17 protein-coding genes are annotated in these 17,977 nt (G+C 69.5%); 13 read left to right on the top strand and 4 right to left on the bottom strand.

Going from position 1 to position 17,977, the window contains the following annotated elements; translation table 11 throughout:
* Window positions 1–60 precede the first annotated feature (60 nt).
* The 4 genes from J2X65_RS03195 to J2X65_RS03180 all read left to right on the top strand — a co-directional run bounded on the left by J2X65_RS03195 (window position 61) and on the right by J2X65_RS03180 (window position 3,180).
* Window positions 61–705: an amino acid ABC transporter permease gene (locus J2X65_RS03195; RefSeq protein ID WP_404977663.1), complete on the top strand. Its 645-nt coding sequence runs from the start codon at window positions 61–63 to the stop codon at window positions 703–705.
* The gene (locus tag J2X65_RS03190) at window positions 702–1,373 is read left to right on the top strand and encodes an amino acid ABC transporter permease (protein ID WP_310197889.1); all 672 of its coding nucleotides are present in this window, start codon (window positions 702–704) and stop codon (window positions 1,371–1,373) included. The genes J2X65_RS03195 and J2X65_RS03190 overlap by 4 nt, the downstream gene beginning before the upstream one ends.
* 10 nt (window positions 1,374–1,383) lie before the next feature.
* Entirely contained in the window at window positions 1,384–2,214 is an 831-nt protein-coding gene (locus J2X65_RS03185; RefSeq protein ID WP_310197886.1) for an amino acid ABC transporter ATP-binding protein, read from the top strand.
* Between the two features lie 114 nt (window positions 2,215–2,328).
* Complete coding sequence (locus tag J2X65_RS03180) at window positions 2,329–3,180, top strand: transporter substrate-binding domain-containing protein (RefSeq protein ID WP_404977657.1); 852 nt, start codon at window positions 2,329–2,331, stop codon at window positions 3,178–3,180.
* Between the two features lie 74 nt (window positions 3,181–3,254).
* On the opposite strand, the gene J2X65_RS03175 is transcribed toward J2X65_RS03180, so the two are convergent.
* A complete protein-coding gene (locus tag J2X65_RS03175; protein WP_310197883.1) occupies window positions 3,255–4,589 on the bottom strand; it encodes an MFS transporter in 1,335 nt (444 codons plus the stop codon).
* A 109-nt stretch (window positions 4,590–4,698) separates the two neighbouring features.
* Here J2X65_RS03175 and J2X65_RS03170 point away from each other — a divergent pair, with 109 nt between their 5' ends.
* Complete coding sequence (locus J2X65_RS03170; protein WP_310197881.1) at window positions 4,699–5,151, top strand: helix-turn-helix domain-containing protein; 453 nt, start codon at window positions 4,699–4,701, stop codon at window positions 5,149–5,151.
* A gap of 22 nt (window positions 5,152–5,173) precedes the next feature.
* Here the strand turns inward: J2X65_RS03170 and J2X65_RS03165 are convergent, their stop codons facing one another.
* Window positions 5,174–6,631, bottom strand: a complete 1,458-nt coding sequence (locus tag J2X65_RS03165) for an AMP nucleosidase (protein ID WP_310197878.1) — start codon at window positions 6,629–6,631, stop codon at window positions 5,174–5,176.
* Between the two features lie 291 nt (window positions 6,632–6,922).
* On the opposite strand from J2X65_RS03165, the gene serA reads away from it, so the two are divergent.
* Window positions 6,923–8,191: a phosphoglycerate dehydrogenase gene (serA, locus tag J2X65_RS03160; protein WP_310197874.1), complete on the top strand. Its 1,269-nt coding sequence runs from the start codon at window positions 6,923–6,925 to the stop codon at window positions 8,189–8,191.
* Between the two features lie 454 nt (window positions 8,192–8,645).
* On the opposite strand, the gene J2X65_RS03155 is transcribed toward serA, so the two are convergent.
* The gene (locus J2X65_RS03155) at window positions 8,646–11,021 is read right to left on the bottom strand and encodes a Tex family protein (RefSeq protein ID WP_310197871.1); all 2,376 of its coding nucleotides are present in this window, start codon (window positions 11,019–11,021) and stop codon (window positions 8,646–8,648) included.
* Between the two features lie 110 nt (window positions 11,022–11,131).
* Window positions 11,132–12,379 carry an Hsp70 family protein gene (locus J2X65_RS03150; protein ID WP_310197868.1) on the bottom strand — a complete coding sequence of 416 codons (1,248 nt, stop codon included), beginning with the start codon at window positions 12,377–12,379 and terminating at the stop codon, window positions 11,132–11,134.
* Window positions 12,380–12,619: 240 nt separating this feature from the next.
* Here J2X65_RS03150 and J2X65_RS03145 point away from each other — a divergent pair, with 240 nt between their 5' ends.
* From J2X65_RS03145 to J2X65_RS03115, 7 genes are all read left to right on the top strand, one after another.
* A complete protein-coding gene (locus J2X65_RS03145) occupies window positions 12,620–12,976 on the top strand; it encodes a helix-turn-helix domain-containing protein (protein ID WP_310197865.1) in 357 nt (118 codons plus the stop codon).
* A complete protein-coding gene (locus tag J2X65_RS03140; protein ID WP_310197863.1) occupies window positions 12,969–13,496 on the top strand; it encodes an arsenate reductase ArsC in 528 nt (175 codons plus the stop codon). Before J2X65_RS03145 ends, J2X65_RS03140 begins: the two co-directional genes overlap by 8 nt.
* 7 nt (window positions 13,497–13,503) lie before the next feature.
* A complete protein-coding gene (gene arsC, locus J2X65_RS03135) occupies window positions 13,504–13,929 on the top strand; it encodes an arsenate reductase (glutaredoxin) (protein WP_310197860.1) in 426 nt (141 codons plus the stop codon).
* Window positions 13,930–13,935: 6 nt separating this feature from the next.
* Window positions 13,936–14,991, top strand: a complete 1,056-nt coding sequence (arsB, locus tag J2X65_RS03130; RefSeq protein WP_310197857.1) for an ACR3 family arsenite efflux transporter — start codon at window positions 13,936–13,938, stop codon at window positions 14,989–14,991.
* A gap of 66 nt (window positions 14,992–15,057) precedes the next feature.
* Window positions 15,058–15,375 carry a metalloregulator ArsR/SmtB family transcription factor gene (locus J2X65_RS03125; RefSeq protein ID WP_310197853.1) on the top strand — a complete coding sequence of 106 codons (318 nt, stop codon included), beginning with the start codon at window positions 15,058–15,060 and terminating at the stop codon, window positions 15,373–15,375.
* A gap of 49 nt (window positions 15,376–15,424) precedes the next feature.
* Window positions 15,425–16,738 (top strand): FAD-dependent oxidoreductase, encoded by a 1,314-nt coding sequence (locus J2X65_RS03120; RefSeq protein WP_310197850.1) that lies wholly within the window; start codon window positions 15,425–15,427, stop codon window positions 16,736–16,738.
* Window position 16,739: 1 nt separating this feature from the next.
* Window positions 16,740–17,918 (top strand): MFS transporter, encoded by a 1,179-nt coding sequence (locus tag J2X65_RS03115; RefSeq protein WP_310197847.1) that lies wholly within the window; start codon window positions 16,740–16,742, stop codon window positions 17,916–17,918.
* The last annotated feature ends 59 nt before the right edge of the window (window positions 17,919–17,977 follow it).

The following is a 17,977-nucleotide window of genomic DNA, read 5'->3' as shown; positions in this document are numbered from 1 at the left end:
GTCGCCTGCCTGTCTGCCTTCGCCTGTCGCTGTCCGGGAAACTGAATGTTCGATTTCAACCTGATCATCAAATCGTTGCCGATGCTGCTGCAGGCATCGGTCTGGACGGTGATCTATTCGCTGAGCTCGGTGGCGATCGGCTTCTGCATCGGCACGCTGATGTGCGCCGCCGGCCTGTCGGCCTCGCGCCTTGGCCGCGGCGTCGCGGCCTTCTATGTCAGCTTCTTTCGCGGCGTGCCGCTGCTGGTGCAATTGCTGATCTCCTATTACTGCCTGCCGCTGATCGGGGTGAACGTGCCCTCCTCGGTGGCGGCGGTGGGCACGCTGGCGCTGTGCACCGGTGCCTATATCGCCGAAATCCTGCGCGGCGGCTTTCTCGGCATCCCGCACGGGCTGGTCGAGGCGGCGCGCATGGTGGGCCTGAGCCGGGCGCAGATCCTCACCCGCATCGAGGTGCCGCTGGCGGTGCGGTTCACGCTGCCCTCGCTGGTCAACGAGACCACCATGATGGTGAAGGCCTCGTCGCTGATCTCGGTGGTCGGCGTGCTCGAACTGACGCGGCTGGCCCAGAACATCGCCACCTCCACCTTTCAGCCGCTGGAAATCTACCTGACCGCCGGGGCGATCTATTTCGTCATCAACGGGGTGATCACGCTCGCCGGCCAGCTCGCCGAGAGCCGCTTCCGGCTGGAGAAGGCGCGATGAGCTTCAACCCCGCCATCCTCACCGACAATTGGCGCGAGATCTTCGACGGGATGGTGCTGACCATCCTGATCTGGGTCGCCGGCACCGCCATCGGCCTCGTCATCGGGCTGGCGGTCGCGGTGATCCAGCTGTTCACCACTCGCTGGCTGGCGGCGCCGCTGGCGCTCTATGTCGCGGTGATGCGCGGCACGCCGTTCCTGATCCAGCTCTTCGTCATCTATTATGGCGGTCCGTTCTTCGGCCTCGACCTGACGCCGCTCACCGCCGGCACCGCCGGGCTGGCGCTTTATGGCGGGGCCTATTTTTCGGAGATCTTCCGCGCCGGCTTCCTCTCCGTGCCGCCCGGCCAGATCGAGGCGGCGCGGATGATGGGGATCGGCCGGCTCGATATCGTCAGGCACGTGCAATTGCCGCAGATGCTGGTGATCATCCTGCCGGCGCTCGCCAATATGACGGTGCTGCTCTCCAAGGAGACCGCGGTGCTGTCGGTGATCACGGTGAACGAGCTGACCTCGGTGGTGCAGTCGATCGGCTCCACCACCTTCGCCTTCGCCGAGACGCTGCTGTTCCTGGCGCTGGTCTACTGGGCATTCCTCGAAATCGTCACGGCGGCGGCGCGGCGGCTGGAGAAGCGGGTCGGCCGCTTCATGCTGCGTACCCAGAGCTGAAAGGGCGGACATGACCGCACATCCTGTCGCGACTTCCCGCCCGATCATCGATGTGCGCGGGGTGTGGAAGCGTTTCGGCGCCGCCGAGGTGCTGAAGGGCATCGATCTCGCCATCCGCAAATCGGAGGTGACCTGCATCATCGGGCCGTCCGGCTCCGGCAAGTCGACGCTGCTGCGCTGCATCGCCTTCCTGGAGGAATACAGCGAGGGCGAAATCACCATCGAGGGCGAACTGCTCGGCTTCGCGCTGGAGAACGGCAGGCGCCGCCGCGTCTCCGATGCCGAGGTGGCGCGGGTGCGGCGCAATGTCGGCTTCGTGTTCCAGCAGTTCAACCTGTGGCCGCACATGACGGCGCTGGAAAACGTCGCCATGCCCTTGAAGCTGGCGCGGGGCATCGCCCGCGAGGACGCGGCGAAGCGGGCGCAGGCCATGCTGGAGAAGGTGGGGCTCGGCGCACGGGCGCAGGCCTACCCGAGCCAGCTTTCCGGCGGCCAGCAGCAGCGCGTCGGCATCGCCCGCGCGCTCGCCATGGAGCCGCACATCATGCTGTTCGACGAGCCGACCTCGGCGCTCGATCCCGAACTGGTCGGCGAAGTCCTGCAGGTGATGCGCGACCTCGCGGCCGAGGGCATGACCATGGCGGTGGTGACGCATGAGATGGGCTTCGCCGCCCAGGTGGCCGACACGGTGGTGTTCATCGACCATGGGGTGATCGCCGCCTCGGGTTCGCCGGACGAGGTGTTCCGCCGGAACGAGAACCCCCGGCTGCGGCAGTTCCTGCAGAACTACTTCGAGCGCAACGTGTTCTGGCAGGGCAATGGAGACGTTGCCGCAACGTGAGGTTCCGGCCGCCGCCGCGTTGCGGTGCGCCCGGCCTTATGTCTATACTTTATGCACAAAAGAAGAGCGGCGGCATGGCGCCTTCCGCAACTTCCAAGGGAACAGGAGAGACCGATGACCCATGATACCCGGCGTTCCGCCGTCACCAAGGCCCTGCGCCTCGCCGCGCTCGGCGTCGCCGCCTCGATGATGCTGGGCGGCCTCGCCCATGCCGAGGACCTGCTCGCCAAGGTGAAGGCCAAGGGCGAGCTCACGGTCGGCACCGAGCTGCAATTCGCGCCGTTCGACTTCGTCGAAGACGGCAAGCAGGCCGGCATGAACAAGGAGATCTTCGCCGAGATCGGCAAGGAACTCGGCGTGAAGATCACCTTCCTCGACCTGCCCTGGCCGAGCGTGCTGCCGGGCCTTGAGGCCGGCAAGTTCGACATGGTGGCCGGCCCCGCCACCATCACCAAGGCGCGCATGGAGCGCTACCGCTTCTCCTCGCCGATCGCCGACGCCACCGTCGCCATCCTGAAGAAGAAGGGCGACGCCTCGATCACCAAGCCCGCCGACATCGCCGGCAAGAAGGTGGGCACGGCCAAGGCCACCGCCCAGCTGGCGCAGCTGCAGGAATTCGCCAAGACCCTGCCGACGCCGCCGACCATCCAGGAATATGTCGACTTCAGCCAGTCCTATGCCGATCTCGGCGCCGGGCGCGTCGTCGCGGTGGCGAACTCGCTGCCGAACATCGCCTTCCTCGCCAAGCAGAAGCCGGACGTGTTCGAAGTGGTGGAGCCGCCCTTCGGCAAGCCGGTCTATTTCGGCTATATCGGCACCAAGGCCGCGGACGCCAAGTCGCTGATGGACGCCGTCGACGCCGTGCTGATCAAGATGAAGCACGACGGCCGCCTCGCCGCGCTGCAGAAGAAGTGGTTCGGCACCGAGATGGCCACCCCGGACCAGGTGACGGAAGCCAGCTTCTGAGCGGCAACCGCCACGGATCGCCTTGAGATCGATCCCGGATCGGCCCTGCCGATCCGGGATTTTTCGTGGGCGGGTCAGGTCGAGGCCGGAGTCGGCGAGGCCGGAGTCGACGAGGCCGGAGTCGGCGAGGTCGGCATGGCCGGCAGAGTCAGCGCCCAGAACAGCAGCGCGGCGAGGCTGATGCCGGCGCCGGCGAGGCAGACGCCGGCCCAGCCGGCATGGGCGTAGACCAGCGTCGACAGCGCGGAGCCGAGCGCGCTGCCGATCGAATAGAACACCATATAGGCGGCGGTCAGCCGGCTCTGCGCCTCCGTCCGGACGCGGTAGATCAGTCCCTGATTGGCGACATGCGTCGCCTGCAGGCCGAAATCGATGATGACGACGCCGACGACCAGCCACAGCAGCGAGCGGTCGAGCAGCGAGATCGGCAGCCAGGCGAGCAGCATCAGGCCGAGCGCGATGCCGGTGACGCGCTGGCCGTGGCCGCGATCGGTCCAGCGCCCGGCCCGCACCGCGCCGAGCGCGCCGGCGGCACCGGCAAGGCCGAACAGGCCGACCTGCGTATGCGACAGCTCGAAGGGAGGGGCGCTGAGCGGCAGCACCAGCGGCGCCAGCAGGGTGGTGATGTCGGCGAAGATCAGCAGGGCGAGCACGGCGCGGATGCGCAGCGCCGGCTCCTCGACGACGAGCGTGACCAGCGAGCCGATCAGGCGCGGATAGGACGGCGCCGGCCCGCTCCGGCGCGGCGGATGCTGCCTCGGCAGGGCCCGCCACAGCAGTGCGCTCACCAGCAATGTGAGCAGCGCCGAGGCGAGATATACCGTGCGCCAGCCGGAAAGGTCGGTCAGCGTGCCGGCGACGCTGCGCGCCAGCAGGATGCCGAGCACGATGCCGCCGGTCACCACGCCGACGACATGGCCGCGCTCGGCCGGGCGCGCCAGCCCGGCGGCATGGGCGACCAGCGCCTGCGTCACCACCGCCATCAGCCCGACCGCCGCCATCGCGGCCAGCAGCATCGCCGCCGACGTCGAGACCGCGACGGCGACCAGCGCGAGCACCGACAGCAGGAACTCGGCGAGGATCAGCCGGCGGCGGTCGAGGAGGTCGCCGAGCGGCACCAGCAGGACGAGCCCGAGCCCGTAGCCGATCTGGGTCGCCGCCACAATCAGCCCGGCCATGGCGTGGGAGAGGCCGAGATCATCGGCCATCACGTCGAGCAGCGGATGGGCGTAATAGGCATTGGCGACCGCGAGGCCGCTGGCAAGGGCGAAAAGCAGCAGCACCGGACGGCCGAGCGGGGCGGGCGGCGTCTCCCGAACGGCGCTCGCGGGCGGCAGGGACGGCAGATCCCGACCGCGCGCCGCGGTGGCCACGGCGCCGGCGGGCGCCGCGCCTCGACGGATTTCCATTCACCGCTCCGGGTAATTGGTTTTATAATGAAACTCATATCGGCAATAGCCAATATGATTTAATCATGCAACTAAATTCCGTGGAGGGACGGATGGCGGAGTTGAGAAGATGGTGGCGCGGAAGAGCCTGAAGGGGGATCCCTGCCCCAGCGCCCGCGCGCTGGACGTGATCGGCGACTGGTGGTCGCTGATGATCGTGCGCGACGCCTTTGACGGCATGACGCGGTTCAGCGAGTTTCAGAAGAGCCTCGGCATCGCCCGCAACATCCTCGCCGAGCGGCTGCGGACGCTGGTCGAGCACGGCATCCTCGCCGCCGAGCCGGTGGCGGAGGGCGGCGCGCGGCTTCAATACCGCCTGACCGCGAGGGGCCGGGACCTGTTCCCGGTGATGGTGGCGTTGCGGCAGTTCGGCGAACGCCATCTCTTCGCGCCGCAGGAACCCCGCTCGCGGCTGGTCGACCGCGCCGACGGCCAGCCGGTCCGGCTCGATATCCGGGCGCAGGACGGGCGGCCGGTCGGTCCCGACGACACCGTGGTCGTCAAGGTGCCGGAGCCGGAGTGAACCGGCGCGCGTCCTCCGCGGATCAGCGGAAGGCGGGTTCGTCGAAGGAGCGCAGCTTGCGCGAATGGATGCTGGCGCCCGCCTGCCGGAGCTTGTCCAGCGCCGCGAGCCCGATCTTCAGATGTTCGCTGACCGCGCGCTCATAGAAGGCGTTGGCGGCGCCGGGGAGCTTGATCTCGCCATGCAGCGGCTTGTCGGAGACGCAGAGCAGCGTGCCGTAGGGCACGCGCAGCCGGTAGCCCTGCGCGGCGACGGTGCCGGATTCCATATCGACCGCGATGGCGCGCGACAGGTTGATGCGCCGGCGCTCCTTGGCCCAGCGCAGCTCCCAGTTGCGGTCGTCCTGGGTGACGACGGTGCCGGTGCGCAGGCGCCGCTTCAGCTGGTCGCCCTGCTCGCCGGTGACGTCGGCCGCCGCCTGTTGCAGCGCCACCTGGACCTCGGCCAGCGCCGGGATCGGGATGTCCGGCGGCACCAGCTCGTCGAGGATGCCGTCCTGGCGCAGATAGGCATGCGCCAGCACATAGTCGCCGATGATCTGCGTCTGCCGGAGCCCGCCGCAATGGCCCACCATCAGCCAGCAATGCGGCCGCAGCACCGCCAGATGGTCGGTGATGGTCTTGGCGTTGGAGGGACCGACGCCGATATTGACCAGCGTCACCCCGGCGCCGCCCGGCCGCACGAGGTGATAGGCGGGCATCTGGAAGCGGTGCCACGGCGCCGACATCACCCGCTCAACCGCGGCGACGTCGAAGCTCTCGCGGTCGATCCGCACCCCGCCCGGCGTGATCAGCGCCTCGGCGGTGCCGGCCTCGATCTCGGCGAGGCCGAGGCGCACGAACTGGTCGACATAGCGGTGATAATTGGTCAGCAGGATCCAGGGCTGGAAGGCGCGCCAGTCGGTGCCGGTGTAGTGGACGAGACGGCGCAGCGAATAGTCAGTGCGCACGGCGTCGAACAGCGCCAGCGGGCGCGGCTCGCCCTCTATGAGGTCGAAGGTGCCGTCGGCGATCTCGTCGCCGACCAGCGACAGCAGCGGGGTGGGAAAATACCGCGCCAGCTCGGAGGCGGTCACCTTGCCGCGCCCGAGCTCGTCGCCGCCCTCCAGCGCGTAGGGGTAGGGAATTTCCTGCTGGCTGACGCCGGTCTCGAGGGTGGCGCCGAATTCCTCCACCAGCGGCGTCAGCTGGTCGAGCAGATAGGCGCGGAACTCCGCCGGCTGGGTCACCGTGGTCTGGTGGATTCCGGGCACGGCGAATTTGGCGTAGCCGCGCTGGACCCGCGCGGTCGAGGCCCGCCCCGGCGCGTAGGTGACGCGCAGCAGCGGGTAGCGATAGCGGTCGCGCTCCTCGGCATCCGGCGCCCGACCGGTCTCGAAATAGCGTTGGAGATCGTGCCGCAGCGCCTCGCGCGCCGCGCTGTAGAGCCTCTCCAGCCGGTCTATCGCCGCCTCGGGGGTCGCCGCCGTCTCGAATGTCATCGGGTCTGTCGCCTCCACATCAGCGCTGCTAGCGCGATTTGCGGCGGCCGGGAAGGCCGGACGCGCAAGATGACGCCGCCCGGCGCAAGGCCTGCCGGCAGCGCAGGGCTGCCCGCGCCCTTGCGAGCCTAGACGGCGGCGGCAAAAGCGGTAAGTTCCCGCCCGCCCGCGGATCGCCCGCTCCCCGGGTGGAGGAGCCGCGGCGCATAGCCGGAGCTGGCGCGGCTTTCCTCCTCCTGCCAATCGTTGCCACCATTCCTTGCTGCCATTCCTTGCCGAAGGACCGAGATCGTGCACGATCATCCATCCCAATCGCCGCATCTGTCGCTGTCCAAGGACAAGATCCGGGTGCTGCTGCTCGAAGGCGTGAACGACAGCGCCGTGCAGATCTTCAAGGCCGCCGGCTACTCCAACGTCACCCGCCTGACCAAGGCGCTCGACGGCGAGGCGCTGAAGGAGGCGCTCAGGGGCGTGCACGTGCTCGGCATCCGCTCGCGCACCCAGATCACCGCCGACAGCCTGATGGCGGCCGACCGGCTGATCGCCATCGGCTGCTTCAGCGTCGGCACCAACCAGGTCGATCTCGACGCCACCCGCATCCACGGCATCCCGGTGTTCAACGCACCGTTCTCCAACACCCGCAGCGTCGCCGAGCTGGTGATCGGCGAGATCGTCATGCTGCTGCGGCGGATTCCGGAGCGTTCGCGCGCCGCCCATGAGGGCCGCTGGGACAAATCGGCCAACAACAGCCTGGAGGTGCGCGGCAAGACGCTGGGCATCGTCGGCTACGGCAATATCGGCACGCAGCTCTCCAACCTCGCCGAGGCGATGGGCATGCGGGTGATCTATTACGACCACACCGACAAGCTGCGCCACGGCAACACCGAGCCGGTCGGCACACTGCACGAGCTGCTCTCCCAGAGCGACATCGTCAGCCTGCACGTGCCGGAGACGCCGGCGACCAACGGCATGATCGGCCGCGACGAGATCGCGGCGATGAAGACCGGCGCCTATCTCATCAACAACAGCCGCGGCACCGTGGTCGATATCGGCGCGCTTGCCGACGCGCTGCGCGCCGGCAAGCTGCGCGGCGCGGCGGTCGACGTGTTCCCGACCGAGCCGGGCTCCAACAATGAGCGCTTCGTCTCGCCGCTGCAGGGGCTCGACAATGTGATCCTGACGCCGCATGTCGGCGGCTCCACCGAGGAAGCGCAGGAGCGCATCGGCTCCGAGGTGGCGCGCAAGCTGGTCGATTACAGCGACAGCGGCTCCACCATGGGGGCAGTCAACTTCCCGCAGGTCCAGCTGCCGGCGCGCCCGCTCGGCACGCGTTTCATCCAGGTGCAGCGCAACCTGCCGGGCATGCTGGGGCGGCTCAACGAGGTGCTGGCGCGCCATCACGTCAACATCGCCGCGCAATATTACGAGACCAGCGCCGATGTCGGCTATGTGGTGCTCGATGCCGACGCCTCGGGGGTCGACAGCCAGGCGGTGCTCGCCGACATCCGCGCGCTGGAAGGCACGATCCGGGCGAGGTTGCTGTACGAATACAAGGTGTGAAGGGAGGCGGGGGGCGCTGACGCTGCCCGCTCCCCGCCGGAAGTCCGTTACCGTCGAAGATCTTGCCGTCGAAGATCTCTTGCCGTCGAAGACCCCTCACCGTCGAAGACCCCTCACCCCGACCCTCTCCCCGACGGGGAGAGGGAGCAGAGGACGCACATTGGCTTTCCGTCTCCGTCGTCGACGGGGGCAGGGGAGCCAGGTGCCGCTGGTCGGGTCAGCCTCGTTAGGCCGGCTTCTTCGCTCTCCCCCGTCCTAACTTGGCTGTTGCCGAGATGGGGTCTGGCAAGGTCGAAGCCGGGGACGTCCGGCTTCGACGGAGAGGTGGACCGCGGTCGCGGAACTGTAGACCCGCCCCTGCCGCTGTCCGCCCGTCATTCGATATCAACCACAGGGTCTGGGAGCGTGACACCCGGTGGGCTTCGGGCGGCCGCGACAGCCGCCCTGCCGCGCCTCACTTTCGCTTCAGCGCGTCCATGAGCGCGGCGCCGAGCGCGCCGGTAGGTTCCGGACGCGGCGGCTTCGCCGGGGCCACGCGATTGGGGCCGCCCTTGTCACGATTGGCCTGATGATCGCGCGGGCCGCGCGCCGGCGGGACCTTGTCCGCTCCCCTGTCCGTTCCCTTGCCCGCCGCGGCGCTGTCCTTGCGCATCGACAGCGCGATGCGCTTGCGCTTGAGGTCGATCTCCAGCACCCGCACCTTCACCACGTCGCCGACCTTCACCACCTCGTGCGCGTCCTTCACGAAGCGGTCGGCGAGCTGGGAGACGTGCACCAGCCCGTCCTGATGCACGCCAATGTCCACGAAGGCGCCGAAGGCGGCGACGTTGGTCACCGTGCCTTCCAGCTCCATGCCGGGCTTCAGGTCCTTCATCTCGTCGATGCCGTCGGCGAAGGTGGCGGTGCGGAAGGCAGGGCGCGGGTCGCGACCGGGCTTGTCGAGCTCGGCGATGATGTCGCGCACCGTCGGCAGGCCGAAGCGCTCGTCGACGAACGCGCGGGGATCGAGCGCGGACAAGGCTGAACTGTCGCCCATCAGGCTGCGCAGGTCGCGGCCGCAGGCGGCGACGATCTTGCGGGCGACGCCATAGGCCTCCGGATGCACCGCGGAAGCGTCGAGCGGCTCCTTGCCGTCGCGGATGCGCAGGAAGCCCGCGCATTGCTCGAATGTGCGGGGCCCGAGGCGCGCGACATCGAGCAATTGCCGCCGCGAGGCGAAGGCGCCATGCGCGTCGCGATGGGCGACGATCGCCTCGGCGAGCGAGGTGCCGAGGCCGGACACCCGCGCCAACAGCGAGGCGGAAGCGGTATTGAGGTCGACGCCGACCGCGTTCACCGCGTCCTCCACCACCGCGTCGAGCGCGCGGGCGAGATGGTACTGGTCGACATCATGCTGGTACTGGCCGACGCCGATCGACTTCGGTTCGATCTTGACCAGCTCGGCGAGCGGGTCCTGCAGCCGCCGGGCGATGGAGACGGCGCCGCGCAGCGACACGTCGAGGCCGGGGAATTCGGCCGCCGCCAGTTCCGACGCGGAATAGACCGAGGCGCCGGCTTCCGAGACCACGACCTTGATCGGCTTCGGTCCCTTCTCGGGCGCCGGCATGCCGGCCAGCATATCGGCGACCAGCTTCTCGGTCTCGCGGCTGCCGGTGCCGTTGCCGATGGCGATCAGCTCGACGCCATGCTTGCGGATCAACGCCGCCAGTTCCGCCTGCGTGCCGCGGACGTCGTTCTTCGGCGGGAAGGGGTAGACGGTGGTGGTGGCGGTGAGCTTGCCGGTGGCATCGACCACCGCCACCTTGACGCCGGTGCGGATGCCGGGATCGAGCCCCATGGTGGTGCGCGTGCCCGCCGGGGCGGTGAGCAGCAGATCCTTCAGGTTGCGGGCGAAGACATTGATCGCCTCCGCCTCCGCCCTGGCGCGCAGCTCGGTCATCAGGTCGAGCGAGAGATGCAGCGACAGCTTCACCCGCCAGGTCCAGCCGGCGACCTCCATCAGCCAGGCGTCGCCAGGCAGCCGGTCGCCGGGCAGCCGGTCGCCGATGCCGTAGCCTTCCGCGATCATCGCCACCACCGGCTTCACCGGACGGGGATCCTCGGCATCGACCTCGATGTCGAGCGCCAGCACCTCCTCGTTGCGCCCGCGCAGCATGGCGAGCGCCCGGTGGCTGGGCACATTCGCCCAGCGTTCGACATGGTCGAAATAGTCGGAGAACTTGGCGCCAGCTTCCTGCTTGCCCTCGACCACGCGCGCGCGCAGGTCGGCCTTGCCCTTCAGATAGGTGCGCAGGCGGCCGACGATCTCGGCATTCTGCGCGAAGGCTTCCGAGACGATGTCGCGGGCGCCTTCGAGCGCCGCCTTCACATCCGCAACCTCGCCGCCGACATAGGCCCTTGCCAGCTCGGCCGGCCCCGCGGCGCGGTCGGCGAGGATGGCGTCGGCCAGCGGGCCGAGGCCGCGCTCGCGGGCGATGTCGGCGCGGTTGCGGCGCTTGGGCTTGTAGGGGAGGTAGATATCCTCCAGCTCCGCCTTGGTGGCGGCGCCGGCGAGGGCGGCCTCCAGCTCCGGGGTGAGCTTGTCCTGCTGGCGGATGGAGTCGGTGATGGCGGCGCGGCGGGATTCCAGCTCGCGCAGATAGACGAGCCGCTCGTCGAGCCGGCGCAGCTGGGTGTCGTCGAGACCGCCGGTGACCTCCTTGCGGTAGCGCGCAATGAAGGGGACGGTCGCCCCCTCGTCGAGCAGGGCGATGGCCGCGGCCGCCTGCTGCGGGCGGGCGCCGATCTCACTGGCGATGCGGGCGGCGAGGGAAGTGTTGTCGGCTGTCATGCGGGTCACGGATTCGCTGCGGAGGGGCGACCATAGTCAGCTGCGCCGGCAAAGGCCACGCCCGGCGGAGGCGCTGCCGCCGTTGCCGCCCGCGGCCGGGCCCCGGAACCTCAGCCGTAGCGCCGGCCGGCCTCGATGGCGAGACCGGTGCCGACCGAGCCGAACGTGTCGCCCTCGATCACCCGCGCGGTCGGCACGCAGGCGCCGATCGCCGCGCGCACATGCGACAGCCGTGTCGAGCCGCCAGTGAGGAACAGCGCATCGATGTCGCCGGCGGCGAGACCGGCCGTGGCGAGGCAGGAGGCGATTCGCCCGGCGATGCGCTCCGCCAGCAGCCCGGTGTGCCGCACCAGATCGGCGTGGGCGATGCCCACCGACAGCCCGGCTTCCAGCACCGCCAGATCGAGCACGGTTTCGCCCGCCTCGGCGACGCGGATTTTCGCGGCCTCCACATCAAGGGCGAGGCCATGGCCGCGCTCGTCCTCCACCGCCCGCGCCAGGCGCGCCACCAGATCCGGGCGCGCCGCCTCGCGCTCCAGCTCGCGGATGGTGCGGGCGGTCCGGCCGTCATAAAGGCGGTTGATCGAGGACCAGGTGGCGAGGTCCTGATAGATGCCCACCGGCATCGACAGGCCCTTGCGCTTCAGCGGGCTGCCATGGCCGAGCGCCGGCATCACCATGGCCAGGGACAGCTGGCGGTCGAAATCGGTGCCGCCGACGCGCACGCCCTCATTCGCCAGGATGTCCGATGCCCGATCGGCGCGGCCGGCATGACTGCGGGCGATGCGCACGATGGAGAAATCCGAGGTGCCGCCGCCGATATCGGCGATCAGCGCCAGTTCCTCGCCGATCACCCGACGCTCATAGTCGAGGCTCGCGGCGATCGGCTCGAACTGGAACGACAGCTCGGCAAAGCCGATGTCGCGGGCGATGCTGCCGAGCACCACCTGCGCCCGGGCGTCGCCGGCCGCGTCGCCATCGACGAAATGCACCGGCCGGCCGAGCACCACCTGGCGCAACTCGCTGCCGGCTGCCGCCTCGCCGCGCGCCTTCACCTCGGCGAGGAACGTGCCGATCACCGCCTTGAAGCCGAGCCGCTGGCGCCCCACCGGCGTGGTCTCGTCGATCAGCGAGGTGCCGAGCACCGATTTCAGCGAGCGCATCAGCCGCCCCTGCTGACCCTCCACATAGGCGGCCATCGCCGCCCGCCCCACCAGGGGCTCGCCCTGGCGTGGAAAGAAGATGGCGCTCGGCAGGGTGTCGGCCGCGCCTTCCAGCGCGGCCAATCGCGGTTCGCCGGCGCCGTGCAGGCCGAGCGTGGTGTTCGAGGTGCCGAAGTCGAGGCCGCAGGCGGTCATGACACCTCCTCAGATGATGCGAAAAGCGGAAGGGCGCGCTTGCTAAAGCACGCTGCGCCGCAGCGCAAGTGCGCAGGCATGCCGGAGGTGCGGCGAGCGGCCGCGAAGGCGGCCGTCCGTCCCGCGAGGCGCTTCACTCCTGCGGCATCTGCGGCGACCGGCCGGAATGGCACCGGCTCCCATGGGCGGAACGAAGGGAAGCGGCTTGCCATGTGTCGATAATTCTGGAAATGTGGGGATATGGACAATGCTCAAGCTATCGACGCCCTTGCCGCCCTGGCGCAGCCGACGCGCATGGACACCTTCAAGCTGCTGGTGAGCCGTGAACCGGACGGCGTGGCCTCCGGCGAATTGGCGCGGCGGATGGAGGTTCCGCACAACACCATGTCGTCGCATCTCGCGGTGCTGACGCGGGCCGGCCTGGTGCGGGGCGAGCGGCACAGCCGCGTCATCATCTATCGCGCCGATCTCGACCGCCTGCGCGCGGTGGTGCTGTTCCTGCTCAAGGATTGCTGCGGCGGCCGTGCCGAACTGTGCGCGCCGCTGATCGCCGACCTTTCTCCCTGCTGCGCTCCCGAGGGCCGCTCCGATGACTGACCGCTGCTACAACGTGCTTTTCCTCTGCACCGGCAATTCGGCGCGCTCGATCCTGGCCGAAAGCATCCTCGCCAAGGACGGAGCCGGGCGGTTTCGCGCCTTCTCCGCCGGCAGCCAGCCCAAGGGCGCGGTCCATCCCCTGGCGCTGCGGGTGCTCGGGCGCTTCGGCTATCCGGCCGACGGCTTCCGCTCCAAGAGCTGGGGGGAGTTCGCCGGCGCCGACGCGCCGGTGATGGATTTCGTGTTCACGGTCTGCGACAACGCGGCCGGCGAAGCCTGCCCGGTGTGGCCGGGCCAGCCGATGACCGCGCATTGGGGCATCGAGGACCCGGCCGCGGTCCGGGGCTCCGAACTGCAGCAGGAAGCGGCGTTCAACGCGGCGTTTCGCTACCTCAAGAGCCGGATTTCGGTGTTCGCGGCGCTGCCGATCGGCAGTCTCGACGCCATCGCGCTCGGCGCCCGGCTGCGGGAGATCGGCCGCGGCGAGGGGGCGACATCGCCCCGGCCGAGCGCGGCGTGAGGCGGACATGGACATCGTGATCTATCACAACCCGGCCTGCGGCACCTCGCGCAACGCCCTGGCCATGATCCGCAATGCCGGCGTCGAGCCGCATGTGGTCGAGTACTTGAAAACCCCGCCGACGCGGGAGCTGCTGGCGCAGCTGATTGCCCGCATGGGCGTGCCGGTGCGGGCGGTGCTGCGCGAGAAGGGCACTCCCTATGCCGAGTTGGGCCTCGACGACCCGCAGCTGACCGATGCGCAACTGCTCGACGCCATGCTGGCGCATCCCCTCCTCATCAACCGGCCGATCGTGGTCAGCCCGCTGGGGGTGAAGCTCTGCCGGCCTTCCGAGGCGGTGCTCGATCTGCTGCCGCCGCAGCGCGGCGCGTTCACGAAGGAGGATGGCAAGCGCGTCACCGACGCGCGGGGCCGCCGCGTCGAGGGAGCGTGAGGGGCCATGTCGCGATTTGAACGTTACCTGACGGTGTGGGTCGCGCTGTGCATCCTCGCCGGCATCGCCCTCGGCCACCTGCTGCCGGGCGTGTTCCAGGCGATCGGCGCGGCGGAGGTCGCCCGGGTCAACCTTCCGGTGGCGGCGCTGATCTGGCTGATGATCATTCCGATGCTGGTGAAGATCGACTTCGCCGCGCTCGGCCAGGTGCGCGAGCATTGGCGCGGCATCGGCGTCACCCTGTTCATCAACTGGGCGGTGAAGCCGTTCTCGATGGCGGCGCTCGGCTGGCTGTTCATCGGCACCCTGTTCCGGCCCTATCTGCCGGCGGATCAGATCGACAGCTACATTGCCGGCCTGATCATTCTCGCCGCCGCGCCCTGCACGGCGATGGTGTTCGTCTGGTCGAACCTGACACGGGGCGAACCGCATTTCACGCTGAGCCAGGTGGCGCTCAACGACACCATCATGGTGTTCGCCTTCGCGCCGCTGGTCGGCCTGCTGCTGGGGCTCTCGGCCATCATCGTGCCGTGGGACACGCTGGTGCTCTCGGTGGTGCTCTACATTCTGGTACCGGTCATTGCCGCGCAACTGCTGCGGCGGCGCCTGCTGGCGCGCGGCGGCCCGGCGGCCGTGCAGCGTCTGCTGGCGCGCCTGCAGCCGCTCTCCCTGCTGGCGCTGCTCGCCACGCTCGTGCTGCTGTTCGGTTTCCAGGGAGAGCAGATCCTGCGGCAGCCGCTGGTGATCGCCCTGCTGGCGGTGCCGATCCTCATCCAAGTCTACTTCAATGCCGGCCTCGCCTATGTGCTCAACCGGCTTGCCGGCGAGCGGCATTGCGTGGCGGGTCCCTCGGCGCTGATCGGCGCCTCCAACTTCTTCGAGCTGGCGGTCGCCGCCGCCATCAGCCTGTTCGGCTTCCAGTCGGGAGCGGCGCTGGCGACGGTGGTCGGGGTGCTGATCGAGGTGCCGGTGATGCTCACTGTCGTCTGGATCGTGAACCGCTCGAAGGGGTGGTACGAAAACGGTGCTTCCACCCGTACGGTGGCGCCGCGTCGGCCGTGACGCTGGCCGGGACACGGCTTGGCGCAGTGCCTTGACAGCGGCGGCGGCGTCGAGCAATCTATTTCCATGAAACTCGAAGAAGCTGCCGGCCAGCTGGAAGCCCTCGGCAACCCGACGCGTCTGGCGCTGTACCGCATCCTGGTGCGTGCCGGCGATGCCGGCCTGCCGGTCGGCCGCCTGCAGGAGCGGCTCGGGCTGCCGGCTTCCACCCTGTCGCATCATCTGCGCCGTCTCGTCACCACCGGGCTGGTGACGCAGGAGCGCCAAGTCACCACCCTGATCTGCCGCGCCCATTATCCGGCGATGCGCGGCCTGGTCGGCTTCCTTGTCGACGAGTGCTGCGCCGATGCCGGCTGCACCACGCGCGGCGAGGCGGCGGCTTAATTTTTTGCTATCTTATTCGGTTATTCCGGAAATACGAAAGGATCCGCCCATGCCCTCCCTCAACCATCCCGTGGCCGTCATCGGTGCCGGTCCGGTCGGGCTGGCCGCGGCGGCCCATCTCGTTCGGCGTGGCCTGCCGGTGCGGATTTTCGAGGCGGGGGAGAACGTCGCCGCCCATATACGCGATTGGGGGCATGTCCAGCTGTTCACGCCATGGGCCTACGCCATCGACGCGGCTGCCCGCGAAATGTTGGAGCGCGCCGGCTGGCGGGGGCCGGAGCCGGAATTCCATCCGACCGGCCACGAGCTGGTGAGCCGTTATCTCGAGCCGCTGGCGGCCACGCCGGAGATCCGTGACGTGCTCGAAACCGACGCCCGCGTCGTGGCGATCAGCCGCCGCGGCACCGACAAGGTGACCAGCCGCGGACGGGACACCTGGCCGTTTTCCCTGCGTATCGCCGATGGTGCCGGCCGGCAGCGCCGGGTGCTGGCTTCCGCCGTCATCGACAGCTCGGGCACATGGGCGACGCCCAATCCGCTGGGCGCCGACGGCCTTGCGGCGGAAGGGGAGGAGGAGGCGGTCGGCCGCATCGCCTATGGCATTCCCGATGTGCTCGGCCGCGACCGCGGTTTCTATGCCGGCAAGACCACGGCGGTGGTCGGGGCCGGGCATTCCGCCGCCAATGTGCTGCTCGACCTCGCCCGGCTGGCGGAGGAGGCGCCCGGCACCTCGACGATCTGGGCCATGCGCGGCACCGACCTGTCACGGGTGTATGGCGGCGGCGCGGCGGACCAGCTGGCGGCACGCGGCGCGCTCGGCACCCGCCTGCACGCCCTGGTGACGCAGGGAACAATCCAGCTCGAGACCGGCTTTGCGGTGGCGGCGGTTCGCGACATCGAGGGCCGGCTGGTGCTTGAGAGCGAGGCGCAGGGGCGGCTCGGCCCGGTCGACCGCATCGTGGCGGCGACCGGTCAACGCCCGGATCTGTCGCTGGCGCGCGAATTGCGGGTGGAGCTCGATCCCTGGCTCGAGAGCGCAAGGGCGCTTGGCCCGATGATCGATCCCAATCTGCATTCCTGCGGCTCGGTGCCGCCGCACGGGCATCGCGAACTGGGCCATCCCGAGCCGGGGTTCTACATCGCCGGCATCAAGAGCTATGGGCGGGCGCCCACCTTTCTCATGATGACCGGCTATGAGCAGGTGCGTTCGATCGCCGCGGCGCTCGCCGGCGACCGGGCGGCGGCCGACGACGTGCGCCTCGTGCTGCCGGAGACCGGGGTGTGCACCGTCGATCGGGAGGCGCCGGCCAGTTGCTGCACGCCCAAGCCGGCGGTGAAGAGCTGTTGCGGCACGGCGGCGTGAGATGAGCCGCCTCGCCATCGTCAGCGCGCTCGGCATCACCCAGATCATGGCCTGGGGATCGTCCTATTATCTGTCGGCGGTGCTGGCCGGTCCGGTGGCCGCGGAAACCGGCTGGGCGCTGGCGTGGGTGGTGGGCGGTCTCTCGATCGGCCTGCTGACCGCCGGGCTGGTGTCGCCATGGGTGGGGCGCGCCATCGGCCGGCATGGCGGGCGCGGCGTGCTGGCGCTGTCGACGGTGCTGATTGCCGCCGGCCAGGTCACGCTCGGCCTGTCGCAGGCGCTCCCGGTCTATGTGGGGGGATGGCTGGTGCTGGGGTTGGGGATGGGCGCCGGGCTCTATGACGCGGCGTTCGCCACCCTCGGCCGGCTGTTCGGAAGCTCGGCCCGCCCGGCGATCACGGTACTCACCCTGTGGGGCGGATTTGCCAGCACGGTGTGCTGGCCGCTCTCCGCCTCTCTCGTCGGATCGGTGGGATGGCGGAACACCTGCTTCATCTATGCCGCCATCCAGATCGGCTTTTCGCTGCCGCTTCTGCTGCGGGCGATCCCGCGAGTTGCTCCGCCGCCCGCCCGTTCGTCCGAGGGGGTGGCGGGAACCGGACCCCTGTTCGGCGCGGAACGCCGCGCCTTCGTGCTGCTTGCCGCGGTGATGATCCTCGCGGGAGCCATCACCGCGACGCTCTCGGTGCATCTGCTCACGCTGCTCCAGGCCCAGGGGCTTTCGCTGGCGGATGCGGTGCTGTTCGGCGCGCTTGTCGGTCCCGCGCAGGTTGGCGGCCGGCTGGTCGAGATGGCCGGGCGCGGCCGGCACCATCCCCTGTGGTCGCTGGGCGCGGCCTGCGGCCTGATCGCCCTCGGCCTGCTGCTGCTGTGGAGCGGCGTGGCGATCGCCGCGATCGGGCTTCTTCTCTATGGAGCCGGCAACGGGGTGTTTTCGATCGCGCGCGGCACGCTGCCGCTGGCGCTGTTCGGGCCCGAACGCTACGCGGCGCTGATGGGGCGGCTGGCGCGGCCATCGCTGGTCGCACAGGCCGCCGCCCCGTTTGTCAGCGCGTTCCTGATCGAACATGGCGGCTCCTCCGAGGCGCTGGGAGCGGTGGCGATCCTGGCGCTTGGCAATGCGCTGCTGGTCGGCCTGCTCTGGCAGCACCGCCGTCCGGCACAGGTGCCGGCGGGCTAACAGGGCCGAGCCGGTCGGACGCGGAATGACCCCAAGGCGCTCGGGCGCGCCCATTGTGC

The sequence above is a fragment of the Ancylobacter sp. 3268 genome (assembly GCF_031456575.1).
GTDB lineage: Bacteria > Pseudomonadota > Alphaproteobacteria > Rhizobiales > Xanthobacteraceae > Ancylobacter.
The sequence above is the reverse complement of the archived record's forward strand: the minus strand, read 5'-3'. Positions and strand labels throughout refer to the sequence as shown.

What these genes read in the sequence shown, in the direction of transcription:
- J2X65_RS03190 (WP_310197889.1), top strand. Translation starts at nt 702, where the DNA reads ATGAGCTTCAACCCCGCCATCCTCACCGACAATTGGCGCGAGATCTTC.
- J2X65_RS03185 (WP_310197886.1), top strand. Translation starts at nt 1,384, where the DNA reads ATGACCGCACATCCTGTCGCGACTTCCCGCCCGATCATCGATGTGCGC.
- J2X65_RS03180 (WP_404977657.1), top strand. Translation starts at nt 2,329, where the DNA reads ATGACCCATGATACCCGGCGTTCCGCCGTCACCAAGGCCCTGCGCCTC.
- J2X65_RS03175 (WP_310197883.1), bottom strand. Translation starts at nt 4,589, where the DNA reads ATGGAAATCCGTCGAGGCGCGGCGCCCGCCGGCGCCGTGGCCACCGCG.
- J2X65_RS03170 (WP_310197881.1), top strand. Translation starts at nt 4,699, where the DNA reads ATGGTGGCGCGGAAGAGCCTGAAGGGGGATCCCTGCCCCAGCGCCCGC.
- J2X65_RS03165 (WP_310197878.1), bottom strand. Translation starts at nt 6,631, where the DNA reads ATGACATTCGAGACGGCGGCGACCCCCGAGGCGGCGATAGACCGGCTG.
- J2X65_RS03155 (WP_310197871.1), bottom strand. Translation starts at nt 11,021, where the DNA reads ATGACAGCCGACAACACTTCCCTCGCCGCCCGCATCGCCAGTGAGATC.
- J2X65_RS03150 (WP_310197868.1), bottom strand. Translation starts at nt 12,379, where the DNA reads ATGACCGCCTGCGGCCTCGACTTCGGCACCTCGAACACCACGCTCGGC.
- J2X65_RS03145 (WP_310197865.1), top strand. Translation starts at nt 12,620, where the DNA reads ATGGACAATGCTCAAGCTATCGACGCCCTTGCCGCCCTGGCGCAGCCG.
- J2X65_RS03140 (WP_310197863.1), top strand. Translation starts at nt 12,969, where the DNA reads ATGACTGACCGCTGCTACAACGTGCTTTTCCTCTGCACCGGCAATTCG.
- arsC (WP_310197860.1), top strand. Translation starts at nt 13,504, where the DNA reads ATGGACATCGTGATCTATCACAACCCGGCCTGCGGCACCTCGCGCAAC.
- arsB (WP_310197857.1), top strand. Translation starts at nt 13,936, where the DNA reads ATGTCGCGATTTGAACGTTACCTGACGGTGTGGGTCGCGCTGTGCATC.
- J2X65_RS03125 (WP_310197853.1), top strand. Translation starts at nt 15,058, where the DNA reads ATGAAACTCGAAGAAGCTGCCGGCCAGCTGGAAGCCCTCGGCAACCCG.
- J2X65_RS03120 (WP_310197850.1), top strand. Translation starts at nt 15,425, where the DNA reads ATGCCCTCCCTCAACCATCCCGTGGCCGTCATCGGTGCCGGTCCGGTC.
- J2X65_RS03115 (WP_310197847.1), top strand. Translation starts at nt 16,740, where the DNA reads ATGAGCCGCCTCGCCATCGTCAGCGCGCTCGGCATCACCCAGATCATG.